The 12,547-nt window shown below is 38.6% G+C and carries 15 protein-coding genes; 6 read left to right on the top strand and 9 right to left on the bottom strand.

The features are described from left to right. Nucleotides 1-57 precede the first annotated feature (57 nt). The 3 genes from FAX86_RS05370 to FAX86_RS05365 are packed head-to-tail and all read left to right on the top strand — an operon-like array spanning nt 58 to nt 1,146. Nucleotides 58-576 (top strand): hypothetical protein, encoded by a 519-nt coding sequence (locus FAX86_RS05370; RefSeq protein WP_144392314.1) that lies wholly within the window; start codon nt 58-60, stop codon nt 574-576. Nucleotides 577-621: 45 nt separating this feature from the next. After that, complete coding sequence (locus FAX86_RS22160) at nt 622-786, top strand: hypothetical protein (protein WP_164503470.1); 165 nt, start codon at nt 622-624, stop codon at nt 784-786. A gap of 24 nt (nt 787-810) precedes the next feature. After that, on the top strand, nt 811-1,146 hold the full coding sequence (locus tag FAX86_RS05365; protein WP_144392313.1) for an outer membrane protein assembly factor BamB family protein: 336 nt from the start codon (nt 811-813) through the stop codon (nt 1,144-1,146). A gap of 23 nt (nt 1,147-1,169) precedes the next feature. On the opposite strand, the gene coq7 is transcribed toward FAX86_RS05365, so the two are convergent. Next, the gene (gene coq7 / locus FAX86_RS05360; RefSeq protein ID WP_144392312.1) at nt 1,170-1,808 is read right to left on the bottom strand and encodes a 2-polyprenyl-3-methyl-6-methoxy-1,4-benzoquinone monooxygenase; all 639 of its coding nucleotides are present in this window, start codon (nt 1,806-1,808) and stop codon (nt 1,170-1,172) included. A 115-nt stretch (nt 1,809-1,923) separates the two neighbouring features. Here coq7 and FAX86_RS05355 point away from each other — a divergent pair, with 115 nt between their 5' ends. From FAX86_RS05355 to FAX86_RS05345, 3 genes are read left to right on the top strand one after another with little or no spacing between them, the layout of a single operon-like run. Continuing rightward, nucleotides 1,924-3,414, top strand: coding sequence for an AAA family ATPase (locus tag FAX86_RS05355; RefSeq protein ID WP_144392311.1), 1,491 nt, complete (start codon nt 1,924-1,926; stop codon nt 3,412-3,414). A 9-nt stretch (nt 3,415-3,423) separates the two neighbouring features. Then, the gene (locus FAX86_RS05350; protein ID WP_144392310.1) at nt 3,424-4,020 is read left to right on the top strand and encodes a glutathione S-transferase family protein; all 597 of its coding nucleotides are present in this window, start codon (nt 3,424-3,426) and stop codon (nt 4,018-4,020) included. A gap of 44 nt (nt 4,021-4,064) precedes the next feature. Beyond that, nucleotides 4,065-4,277 carry a hypothetical protein gene (locus FAX86_RS05345; protein ID WP_144392309.1) on the top strand — a complete coding sequence of 71 codons (213 nt, stop codon included), beginning with the start codon at nt 4,065-4,067 and terminating at the stop codon, nt 4,275-4,277. Between the two features lie 48 nt (nt 4,278-4,325). Here FAX86_RS05345 and FAX86_RS05340 read toward each other — a convergent pair whose 3' ends face one another. The 8 genes from FAX86_RS05340 to dusB form a co-directional block, all read right to left on the bottom strand. After that, nucleotides 4,326-4,667: a YdbL family probable chaperone protein gene (locus FAX86_RS05340; RefSeq protein WP_144392308.1), complete on the bottom strand. Its 342-nt coding sequence runs from the start codon at nt 4,665-4,667 to the stop codon at nt 4,326-4,328. A gap of 9 nt (nt 4,668-4,676) precedes the next feature. Then, entirely contained in the window at nt 4,677-4,853 is a 177-nt protein-coding gene (locus FAX86_RS05335; protein ID WP_144392307.1) for a YnbE family lipoprotein, read from the bottom strand. Nucleotides 4,854-4,897: 44 nt separating this feature from the next. Beyond that, nucleotides 4,898-7,330, bottom strand: a complete 2,433-nt coding sequence (locus FAX86_RS05330; RefSeq protein ID WP_144392306.1) for an intermembrane phospholipid transport protein YdbH family protein — start codon at nt 7,328-7,330, stop codon at nt 4,898-4,900. A gap of 35 nt (nt 7,331-7,365) precedes the next feature. Then, nucleotides 7,366-8,646 (bottom strand): phosphoribosylamine--glycine ligase, encoded by a 1,281-nt coding sequence (gene purD, locus FAX86_RS05325; RefSeq protein WP_144392305.1) that lies wholly within the window; start codon nt 8,644-8,646, stop codon nt 7,366-7,368. Nucleotides 8,647-8,750: 104 nt separating this feature from the next. Next, complete coding sequence (locus FAX86_RS05320) at nt 8,751-9,290, bottom strand: hypothetical protein (RefSeq protein ID WP_144392304.1); 540 nt, start codon at nt 9,288-9,290, stop codon at nt 8,751-8,753. Between the two features lie 153 nt (nt 9,291-9,443). Then, entirely contained in the window at nt 9,444-11,015 is a 1,572-nt protein-coding gene (gene purH / locus FAX86_RS05315; RefSeq protein ID WP_144392303.1) for a bifunctional phosphoribosylaminoimidazolecarboxamide formyltransferase/IMP cyclohydrolase, read from the bottom strand. Between the two features lie 100 nt (nt 11,016-11,115). Then, complete coding sequence (gene fis / locus FAX86_RS05310; RefSeq protein WP_210247472.1) at nt 11,116-11,394, bottom strand: DNA-binding transcriptional regulator Fis; 279 nt, start codon at nt 11,392-11,394, stop codon at nt 11,116-11,118. Nucleotides 11,395-11,408: 14 nt separating this feature from the next. Next, nucleotides 11,409-12,395 (bottom strand): tRNA dihydrouridine synthase DusB, encoded by a 987-nt coding sequence (gene dusB / locus FAX86_RS05305; RefSeq protein ID WP_144392301.1) that lies wholly within the window; start codon nt 12,393-12,395, stop codon nt 11,409-11,411. Nucleotides 12,396-12,547 lie beyond the last annotated feature (152 nt).

Raw genomic sequence — 12,547 nt, 5'->3', positions numbered from 1 at the left:
GTATTCGAATGTATACAATTGTATATAACAAGCTTGTAGTGAATACGGAGTTATTCAATGACCGGTCGGACAGTTCCTTTGAGTGTCCGTGTCTCTCCTGAAGATGCTGAATTTTTAGCCTCTTTTGAAATGGAGGGCGCGGATACTCCAAGCGAGAAACTTAGGGCGTTAATTTCTGAAGCTCGAAAAAGACAAGATTCCATGAGTGGATTTTCTGAAGCTCAAATGGAATTAAGGCGGACGATTCAACCGCTTATGGAAAAAATTCAAGATCATGAAGCAGCTCACGAAACTTATTCGCAGCTGTTGCACCTAGGTCTGGAGTGGATTCCTGAGGCAATGGCTGAGTTAGTCGCTCAACGCTTTAGAATCACGAAAGATGCTTCTGAAGAAGAGATGATTCAACTAGAGCGTAGAGTGACTGATAGAGTTTTCCGCCTAATAGAAGGTTTTTTGCGACTTGCTGTTACGCAAGATTGTGAGGGGTACGATCCTCAGGTTATAAAAAAGCGACTTCCCAGAGTTCAACAGTTGATTGAATTAGTGAGAATAATGGAAAAAGAAGCGTCTACCTGAGATCGAGTGCCAAATTGGTAATCGTATTAGAAAAGGAGGCGTTTTATGGGGATTATAGTCGTTTTGATCGGTGTGCTGATTTGGTACCCAAGTTTTTTTAATCTTGCTCTATCTATATTGGGTATGGCTTTGTTACTAAAATATGCATTTAAAGTTTTAAAAGTAAATTCCACGGGTATTGCTGCTCAGGAATCACTGAATAATTTATAAGTTAAATATCTGGGAGTTTATTACATGAACCGAATTTTTCTGGGGATGCGTGGAGTCGCTATCTGTATCGACAAAAAGTCTGGTGAAATTGTTTGGAAGACTAAATTAAAAAGCGGCAGTTCGGTAACGAATGTTACTGTTGATGGCGATGATGTGATTGTGTATTCAGGTGGGCATTTATTTTGTCTGGATATTGATTCAGGGACAGAAAAATGGTCGAATTCCTTAAAAGGAATGGGTTATGGCCATTGTATTATTGCAAGTGAAAATAGTGCCTCAGCTGTTGCTGCAGCACAGTCTTCGCAAGCTGCAGCGGCCAGTGTGGCAGCTAGTACCGCTGCTATTGCAGGCTCAAGTTAGAATAGCTGCCTGCATAAATTTAATTAAATGTGGTAAACCGTTTTGGTCATGACTTTAGACATGACAGTCATAGCAAATTTGATCGGTTTTGGAAGTTCAGCTCCTCCAGCTTGTAATGCGGTTGTTGCATGCTGTTGCTCATCATCTTTCATAACTTCTAAAATTCGGATCGAACGCTTATCATGTTCAGGTAATTGTTTGAGGTGACTTTCGAGGTGTTTTACGACCTGACGTTCTGTTTCAACGACAAATCCAAGGCTCCATTTGTCACCTGCGAGTCCTGCAAGAGCTCCCAGGCTTAAAGAGCTTGCGTACCAAAAAGGATTTAGATAACTGGTGTGTGTATCGAGTTCTTCAAGACGCTGGTGGCACCACTCGAGATGGTCGTTTTCCTCTTTAGCTGCTTCTTGCATTTTGTTTCTTATTTCGGGCAATTTAGCAGTTAATGATTGACCTTGATAAAGGCCTTGTGCACAAACTTCGCCACAGTGATTGATGCGCATTAACCCGCTTACTTTTCGTTTTTCACTGTCGCTGAGTGTTGTTTCGGGTTCTTTTTGAGCAGGTGACGTACGGCTTGTCGTTTGATAGCCTCCCGCTAATGTTCTTAATACATTATCGGCAGTGCCAACCAGAGAGTCGATGAATGTGTAACGTCGCATAATGGCCTATTATTCAAGTGAATGCTCAGATTATACGGCGAATCATAACGAATTGCCTATAGAACTAAATGACGTGGGTCAAATTTAACCAATTTATTAGTGGGAAATATTAGAAATGATAAGTCATGGCGATCGTCACGACCTGGAAATATTAATTGATTCCAGAAATCCAATTATAAGTATAGAAACACATGAAGAGACACGGGCACTTCAGTTATTAGCCGATATTGCCCGTGATTTAAACAAACCTTTATTTACATGGGATGTTGTTGATGGTCTAAAGAGGTTTGGGTTATTTGATATTGTAGACCCGTTAAGTGATACCCATAATCCAGAAGATATGTTAAAACATATTTTATCCGCGCCGCGACCATCTATATACGCTTTATGTGACTTCCATCCTTATCTTGAAGAGTCTCCACAAATTATCCGCCTAATCAAAGAAATTGCGTTAAAACACTCCGATCTTGGGCATACCATTGTCTTTGTTTCACACGAGTTGAACTTACCAAAAGATATACAGCGTTTTGTTAGTCGATTTAATATGGCACTCCCTAATAAAGAACAGCTCGATAAACTCATTCGTCGAGAAGCGCTAGTTTGGTCGCGAAGAAATGGGAAGAAGGTTAAAACTGATTCTCGCACGCTAGAGCGATTGATCAGTAACCTTCAGGGATTAACTTTGAGTGATGCACGTCGGTTAGTTAGGAATGTGATTAGAGATGATGGTGCTATTACAGAAGATGAGTTACCTGCTATTAACAAGGCAAAATTTGAATTGCTTAATATGGATGGCGTACTTAGTTTCGAATATGAAACATCTAAGTTTGCTGAGGTTGGTGGACTTAATAATTTGAAAAGGTGGTTAAAACAGCGAGAGGTTGTTTTTCATCGGCGGGAAAAAATAAAAATTGATCCACCAAAAGGACTTATGCTTGTTGGTGTTCAGGGTGGAGGTAAAAGCCTTGCGGCAAAGGCGGTGTCAGGTATGTGGAATGTACCACTGCTACGTCTTGATTTTGGTGCTTTGTATAACAAGTATCATGGTGAAACAGAGAAGAATTTAAGAGAAGCTCTTAAAATGGCTGAGCTGATGGCTCCTTGTGTTTTATGGTTTGATGAAATAGAAAAAGGAATATCCACTCAAGATAACGATGGTGGCACATCGCAACGTGTTTTGGGTACTTTATTAACCTGGATGGCTGAAAATCAAAAGCCAGTATTTATAGTGTCGACTGCAAACGATATTTCACGACTGCCACCAGAATTAATTCGTAAAGGTCGTCTTGATGAGATTTTCTTTATTGATCTTCCTGATAGTGAATCTAGGCGAGAAATATTTGCAATACACTTAGATAAGAGACAGTTAAAGTCTGAAGATTTCGATTTGCATAAATTGTCAGAAGTTTCTGATGGATTTACAGGTTCTGAAATTGAACAAGCTGTTGTTTCGGGTTTATATCATAGCTATGGGCAAGATTGCGATTTAACAACAGATATATTAATTGATGAAATCACGAATACGAGGCCTCTTTCCGTCGTTATGGCAGAATCATTAGCTGCTTTAAGGCAGTGGGCTGCTGGCAGAACTATAAGCGCAAATTAAAGGAAAAATATGAAACTTTTCATTTCAACAGCGTCTCCTTATGCCAGAACAGCGCAAGTGGTTTTGAGAGAAGTTGGATTAGATCCAAAACTAATCGAATCGGAAACACATCCGTTTAATAATGAGCAGGAATTTTTACGAGCGAATCCATTAGGCAAAGTTCCCTGTATGTTATTAGATGATGGTAGTTCAATTTATGATAGTGAAGTTATTTGTCAATACTTAGACTTTGAGTTTAATCAAGAAAAGCTTTGGCAACCAATTATGCAAAGTTGGTCGCTTAGAACACTGTACTCACATGTGTCAGGACTTCTTGATTTAGCTGTTGCTTTAAGACAGGAAAAAATGCGAGAAGAAGAAAAGTTGCGTTCAGATTTTTGGTGGTCTCGATTTGAATCTGGGTTATTGAGAGGATTTAGTTTTTTGGAAAATAATATCTCTCGCTTGCCTAACGATTTGTCTTTACTGCATATAAATTTAACATGTTTAGTTGACTATATGAGCTTTCGTCACTCTGACATTAAGTTGAAATGTGATCAAGTAAACCAATTATGCCTTGAGTTAAAAAGCCGGCAGTCGTTTAAAGCAACGGAACCGAAAGGGTAATTAGAGTATTTGTTTTTAAGCAATATTTAAGGAGCTTATATAATATGGAGATTATATTGGAGGTTGTAAGCCATTCCTTTAGATTTATTTTATATTTTCTTTGGGACGTTGTTTTTGAGTTTTTAATTCGACTAACCGGTTATTGGATATGTCGCATTTTTAGTAGCAGTGTGAAAGAAGAGAGTTTACTTACGGTGTTTGTAGGTTTGGCTTTCTGGGTGTTAATTGTTTTTATTATTTTTGGTGTACTTATCTAAGTAGGCGCCTATTCAGGCGCCCAATCTATAAAAAGGTCTTTACGGTTTTTAAGGTTTTTTAATCCACTTACCATCCGCATAAATAAAGTGACCTGACTTTGTTTTTTCTAAAGCTTTTTTACCAGCGATAACTTCCACTTTGCTTAGAGCAATTTTCCGTTGATCTGCAACCTCTTGATATTTCGCTTTTCGCTTTTCGTTAACTGACTTAATCATTGCTTTTACATCATCGGGCGCATTTTTTACAACCAAACCGAGATAACCATCAGGTTTTTCTCCGATGAGTCCCTGAGCTTTTGCCGAATCTAGATCTGCCGCCCATGCTTGTAGTGAAGCAACAGATAAAAGAGCTATTGCGATAAATTTTTTTAAAAATAAGGTGATTTTCATGTGCATCTCCTAAAATAAATCGTCATCACTAAGAATATCTTCGACATCTTTTTCGACTTTAATCAATATTTCGTGTTTAATATTGACATTGAACTCCATCGGCTTATCTCCCCCTTCAAGTCGAATGGTGGGATTACATGCACATAAGAGTACTGCAGTTGAGAGCGCTATTGTCGTTTTTAACATTGCTTGCCTCCAATATAAAGGGCTATAGTTGGCAGACTATAACACTAATTGTTAACGCAACCTGAATATAACTTTTCTTTGTTTAGTTTTTGTATGTTGTCCTGGCCCAATAATAGTAGATAAAGTAAGTTTACGTTGGACTTCGGATTATAGTTTATATTGAATGCCTGATTTTTATCACTACCCAAGTCAGGATTTCTTCCTTCGAGTCTAATTTTTATATCAAATTCACAGGGGCTTCCGTGGTCAAGTTTAATTTTCATTAAGTCAAAATGAAAGTTTTGTAGTGTAATATTAGCAATATTAGAGATGTTTTCCTGAGTTAGGGCTATTTTTTTTCCTTCTGGTAAATAATTAATCGTTCCCTTGCTGGAATCGAGCTTGCCATTATTTAGGTGGAATACTCCGTTTTTATTTGAAAATGGAATCTCACCTGAAACTATGCCTGTCATCTTTAGTTTTGGGTCATTCATAATTTCCGACACTTTACTTAAGTCTATAGACTCCAATCTTATTAAACCACTTAAGTTGCTAATAGTAGTCAATTCGCCTTGAGTATTAGCAAATATTTTGCCATTTAACATGTTTGAACTGTATTTAAGACTACCTATTTTAATTTCAGGATAAATTGATAAGTTGCTCTCTAGATTATGCTGCTGTAGATCTTTTTTTAGGTAATTTATGGTTGTATTTACTTTTAAGGAAGGAGTGCGCCAGCTTCTTTTATTCCAATTTAGATCAATATTGGTATTACTAAATTCGTTATCTGCCAGTATAACCGTGTTGCTCTTTGATTCAAGTTTACCACTAAGTTCAATATTCTCTAAAAAACTCTCCGATAAATCTTCCATTTTACCACTGATATCAAGGGATATATTAATATGATCTTTATTGATAGTAATAGTATCCAATATTTCTATTTGTTGGGGTAAATAAGTTTTCAGTATTTCTCGGATACTAAAAATATCCAAATCATTTTTTGTTGTGAATGTAAGGCTCGCGCTATTATCTTCTGACTGGGTGGAAAAAATTCCTGAGAAGCTCCCTGTTATTGACACAGAGTTACTCTCTGAACTACTTTTGTATAATGTGCTGAGTAAATATGTATTTTTATTCTTTATTAATTTGCTTTCCAAGTCAATTTTAGTAGAGGCTTTCTTGTCTAAGCTTTGTAGTTCTAAATCTTTAGCGCCTAAGATAATAGACTTAAAAGGTATGTCTGAAAAACTAAACCTTGGTTTCCAGTTAGGACTTATAGTCATTTTTTTTACTGAAGAAATTATCTTGTTTTTATAATGAAATTCTTCAAAATTAATGTCGTTGTTCTTGAGGTTCTCTATATACCAATTACCATCTTTCAAAAGTTTAAAATCAAACGTGGTACCAAGTTTATTAAAGGATATATTTTCAAAAATAGGCGACCAACTTTGGTCTAAATTATAGATTTGAATGTTAACTTTATGTTTTGATGCAACTGATGGATTTAAGGGAATCTCACTTTTAAGTTCAAATAATTGCTCATTATCTAGCTTAATGTCTATATTTGAGAATATAGCATTGTTCGTCAAACTTAAACTCTTAATTTGGCCACTGAAATGAATTCTCTCCTTTTTTAAAAGAGGCATCGGTTCAATGAAATTGAAATATCCTTGAATTGAAGATTGTTCGATATTCAAGAAATCTCTTTTATTCAGTATTATTTCACCGCTTACTTGAGTAAAGTTTATATTCTCAGTGCTAAAATTAACTTTTGAAAGCTGAAGAGTAGATTTGATAGCTTCGATATTGAACCCATCTAATGATTGTTTAATATGAGCTTGGTATTCTCCGTCGAGTCTTCCGGAATAATCAGATATCGGTAGTTTAGTTAGTTGTTCAATCACTTTAAGATTAGTTAAATCAAGATTGATAAGTTGTCCATTAACATAAAAATCAGATTTATTTTCGCTATTAAGTGAGAAAGCTCCAATGGTCTTGTCATCAGAATCAACGTTTATTTTTGCGCCAATCGAAAGATTACTTAAATTAAAATTACCATTGATGTTTATTTTGGGGTAGTTTTCTACTGTAGAAGTAAGAGAAAAAGACTCAATAAAAGTTGGTGGAATGTTTAATTCAGAAATTGGAACGAGAGTTGTTTTATCGGTCTCTTCATTATCAGATATTTCTGACAACTCAGCCTGTATGTTTTTTACGTTAATTTGAACAATCTCTAGTGAAGTAAGTGAATAGTTAATATCGATTCCGTTGAATGCAATACTTCCACTTTGATTTTTAATAAGCTTTAATTTTAAATTTTCTATTTTTAATTGATTTAGGCTCGGTCGTTCAACTTTCAAGTTAATCAACTTTAGATTATCAGGAAGCTTTTGCTCAATAAGATATGCTGCGATGGATGGGAAAAATGCGTATCCACCAATTAGCATTAGTAAGCTGATAATTAGGCTAGAGATTAGAGCTCGTTTTATATATTTCATAATAAAAAGGACACTTAAGTGTCCTTTAGCTTTTCCTATTGTTCTCGAGCAATCGCTCGATGTCCTATGTCAGTTCGATAATAAACATTATCCCATGTTATCGTTTTGACTCGTTCATAAGCTTTTTGTTGAGCTTCCGTAACTGTATCTCCCAGACCTACAACGCAGAGTACTCGTCCGCCAGCTGTTACGATATGCTCACCATCCTCTTTTGTTCCAGCTTGAAAGACTTTCGTGTCAGGAATATCGTCACCTAATCCAGAAATTGGATTGCCTTTTTCATAATCTGCTGGATAGCCTCCGGCGGCTAAGACAACGCCTAAAGCTGCTCTACTGTCCCATTCACAAGTTGCTGTATCTAGTTTTTGTTGATTGGCTAACATGCAAAGTTCAACCAAATCCGATTTCATCCTGCTCATTATGGGTTGTGTTTCGGGATCTCCGAATCGGCAGTTGAACTCTAATACTTTTGGAGTGCCTTCAGAATCTATCATTAATCCAGCATACAAAAAGCCTGTGTAGGGATGCCCTTCTTCTGCCATTCCTTTTACAGTTGGAATGATAACTTCTTTCATTGCACGATCGTGAATTTCTTGAGTAACCACCGGGGCTGGAGAATAAGCTCCCATTCCGCCTGTGTTTGGACCTATGTCTCCATTATCTCTTGCTTTGTGATCTTGTGATGTGGCTAATGGAAGAATATTTTCACCGTCAACCATTACGATAAAGCTTGCTTCTTCACCTTGCAAAAATTCTTCAACAACAACTCGAGAGCCAGCATCGCCAAATTTATTTCCTTCAAGCATGTCCTCAATTGCAGCAAATGCTTGGGTTTCGTTTTCGGCAATTATCACTCCTTTACCTGCGGCTAAACCATCCGCTTTGATAACAATGGGAGTTCCTTGCTGCTTTACGTAGGCTTTTGCTTCATCGATATCGGTAAAGTTTCCATAAGCAGCTGTTGGAATTTTGTGTCGAGCAAGAAAGTCTTTTGTGAAAGCTTTAGAGCCCTCAAGCTGTGCGGCCCCTTTAGTAGGCCCAAATATATTGAGTCCTGCACCTTGAAAGCTATCAACGACACCTAGAACGAGTGGTGCTTCTGGTCCCACGATCGTCAAGGTAATTGAGTTTTCCTGGGCAAATTTCAAAAGTCCTTGGATATCATCGGCTTGAATAGCGATATTTTTTAGTTTGGATTCTGTTGCTGTGCCTGCATTGCCAGGAGCAACAAATACGGTAGTCACTTCAGGATTTTGCGCTGCTTTCCATGCCAGGGCATGTTCGCGGCCACCGCCGCCGATTACAAGGATTTTCATAGCTTATGCTCACTCTTAAATCGAAGAGCGAATTTTAGCGTGAATAGCGATAAGGATAAAGTTGAAAGGCCGCTAAAGCGGCCTTTACTGGTTATGAAAAAGAACTAGAACTTCAATGAAACGCCAACACCATAAAAGTCATCATCTCGATCAGTCATGTCGTAGCGGACGTAGGCGCCAAAATTGTCTGTAAAACTTTGACGTGCACCAATTCCTATTGTTGTGACTGTGTAGGAGTCAATATTTCCATTAGTAACTTCTCCGAATAACTCTGTGCTGTTTGTAACCATTGAGCGAATACCAGCAGATAAGTTGTAACCATCTTCCGAAAAATCGCCAAAGTCAGTATCGACAGAATAGTCGGTATACTCTAATTGTCCGTACAAAGAAGTACTTGCACCGATGGTCGTTTTATAACCTGCACCAATTGAGATGGCTGTCAAATCATCACCAGCATCATCCTCAATCTCGTAAGAAGCAACACCATAAAAATTTGTATTAAACTCGAAATTACCCAAAACTTTCTTTGAGTCGCCGTCATCATATTTGACGATACCGGCCTCAACAAAGTTGAAAGATGGTTCTGCAGTAAAGCCAGATACAGAAGCTGCTGTTAACGCTGTTGCGATTAATAATTTTTTCATCTCAGTTTTCCTTATTAAGTATATTAAATTTTACATTCGCAAATAGTGATTGCTTGAGGTGCATTCTAAGGAAGTTAGCTGAACGAAAACTGAATTAAAAAAATAAAAAAAGGCGAACAAATATTCGCCTTTTTAAAAAGTTAAATATCTAAATTAGTGTCGGAAATGACGCATACCTGTGAACACCATCGCTAAATTGTGTTCATCTGCAGCTGCAATTACCTCTTCATCGCGCATTGAGCCGCCAGGTTGAATAACAGCGGTAACGCCTGCTTCTGCTGCTGAATCGATACCGTCGCGGAAAGGGAAAAAAGCGTCAGATGCCATAACGGATCCTTTTACAATAAGGTTTTCATCAGCGGCTTTTATTCCTGCGATCTTTGCTGAATAAACTCTGCTCATTTGACCAGCACCAACACCAATTGTTTGTTCATTTTTCCCATAAACTATGGCGTTTGACTTAACAAACTTTGCAACTTTCCAAGTAAATAGTAAGTCACGAATTTCCTGTTCGGTAGGCGTTCTTTTGGAGACTATTTTTAGATCATTGATACCAATAGAGCCCGTATCGCGGTCTTGAACTAGCAAACCTCCATTGACTCTTTTAAAGTCGAGTCCAGATGTTTGAGATTGCCATTCGCCGCAAGCGAGTAATCGTACGTTTTTCTTTTCGGCAATGATTTTAGCGGCTTCGTCTGATATTTTAGGTGCGATAATGACTTCTACAAATTGTCGATCAATTATTGCACTGGCCGTTGCTTTATCGAGTTCTCGATTAAAAGCGATGATTCCTCCAAATGCAGACGTTGGATCCGTTTGATAGGCTCTATCATAGGCTTCAAGAATGTCTTTTCCTTTAGCTACACCACAAGGGTTTGCATGTTTTACAATGACGCAAGCAGGGGATTGGAAACTTTTGACGCACTCAAGCGCGGCATCTGTGTCTGCAACATTGTTAAAGGATAATTCTTTACCTTGAATTTGCTGCGCCGTTGAAACGCTGGCTTCTCTCCCATTTTGTTCAACGTAAAATGCAGCTTTCTGGTGTGGGTTCTCGCCATAACGCATGTCTTGGGCTTTGGTAAATTGCATCGACAAGACTTCAGGAAACTCACAGGGCTCTTCTTTGCTTTTCAGTCGAGCGCTTAAATAATTGGCAATCGCACCATCGTATTTTGCCGTGTGAGCAAAAGTTTTTGTTGCCAGCTCAAATCGTAAATTTAAATCAACGCCATTGTGTGACTTGAGCGAATTAATGACCTTGGAGTAGTCGTTGTGATCGACAACAACCGTTACATCATTATGATTTTTTGCTGCTGCTCGCAGCATGGTTGGTCCGCCGATATCAATATTTTCTATGGCATCAGGCAATGTGCAGTCTTCTTTCGAAATAGTTTGCTCGAAAGGATATAAGTTAACACACAATAGATCGATGCCGATAATATCATGCTCAGCCATTACTTCATCATCTTTTCCTCGGCGTCCTAATAAGGCGCCGTGAATTTTAGGATGCAGTGTTTTGATTCGCCCATCCATCATTTCGGGAAAGCCGGTGTAGCTGGAAACTTCAGTAACTTTTACATTATTTTCTGCTAATAGCTTTGCAGTTCCACCTGTAGATAAAATTTCAATATCGAGATCTGAAAGTTGTTTTGCAAAATCGATAACACCAGTTTTGTCCGATACACTGATCAAAGCGCGTCGGATCGGTCGTAACTCTTGCATTGAAAGCCTCTTTATAGAACGAGTAAAGAAAGTTGATTTTTAAGGGTGCTAGAAATGAAAAAGCCGACGCAGCGTGGGCTGGGTCGGCATTAAGTAAAAATTAGTTTAAGCCGTAGATTTTAAGTTTCTTACGAAGCGTTCCTCGATTCAAACCTAAGATGATAGCTGCTTTGGTTTGGTTGCCTCGTGTGTATTCCATTACGCGCTCTAGTAATGGCGCTTCAATTTCCGCTAGAACCATATCGTATAATTCTGATGGAGTTTGACCATCAAGAGAATCGAAATAGTTTTTGATTGCTGTATTAACACTTTCACGTAAAGTCGGTTGCTCCGTTACCGGATTGGTATTTACGCTTTCAGTTGCTTGTACGGTTTCCATTGTTTCTAGAATGCTCATGCTACTCTTGCCTGTTTCAATTTTTGTTGTTGAAAGAACTGCTTCGCAGCCAATAACTGTTCACTTGCTTGTTCAATACGAACAAAAGCATTGCGAAACTCTCGGCTATCGGACTGCTCCTTCAAATACCAGGAAACATGCTTCCGGGCGATGCGTGTTCCCTGACCTTCCCCATAAAACGAATGCAGATGACTAATATGTCGCAACATAATGTCTTCTACTTCGCCTATATCTGGTTCTGCTAACCTTTGTCCTGTTTTCAAGAAATGATCAATTTCTCGAAATATCCAAGGACGACCTTGAGCTGCTCTACCTATCATCACTGCATCCGCCTCCGTATATTGGAGTACTTTCAGTGCTTTTTCTGGTGATGTGACATCGCCATTGGCAATGACAGGAATAGATACGCTTTGCTTGATAGCGCGGATCGTATCGTATTCGGCTTCACCTTTGTAGCCACAACTTCGGGTTCGACCATGTATGGCCAGCGCTTTAATGCCTGCTTGCTCTGCAAGTCGAGCTATTTCTAGCCCATTTTTATTATCACTGTCCCACCCAGTACGAATTTTCAACGTAACTGGAACCGAAACGGCACGTGTAACAGCGTTTAAAATGTTCTCAACTAAGCCAGGGTCGCGCATTAAAGCTGATCCAGCTGCTTTATTGCAAACTTTTTTTGCCGGACATCCCATATTAATATCGATAATCTGGGCGCCTTGATTCACGTTATATACTGCAGCTTCCGCCATCATGGCAGGTTCTGCACCGGCAATTTGTACTGATCGAATGCCAGTTTCGCCACTATGATCGGAGCGAAGCAGGCTTTTCCGAGTATTTCGTAGCTTTGGATTCGCCGCTATCATTTCCGACACGGTCATGCCAGCGCCTAGCTCTTTGCACAACATTCGAAAAGGACGGTCGGTTACGCCTGCCATAGGTGCCAGAACCAACTGATTGTCCAGTTCGTACGGACCTATTTTCATCAACTGCGAAAAACCCTAATCAGACCTGGTTAAGAAAGCGCCAAATCATACACTTTTTAATCTAATTTGAAAACGAAAAATTTGAGAGATTTGGACTTGAATTTTACTAAAACAGTTAAAACAAATAGTTAGGATAACAACGTAAAGTTATA

The organism is Pleionea sediminis, assembly GCF_007570825.1.
Classification (GTDB): domain Bacteria; phylum Pseudomonadota; class Gammaproteobacteria; order Enterobacterales; family Kangiellaceae; genus Pleionea; species Pleionea sediminis.
The sequence above is the reverse complement of the archived record's forward strand: the minus strand, read 5'-3'. Positions and strand labels throughout refer to the sequence as shown.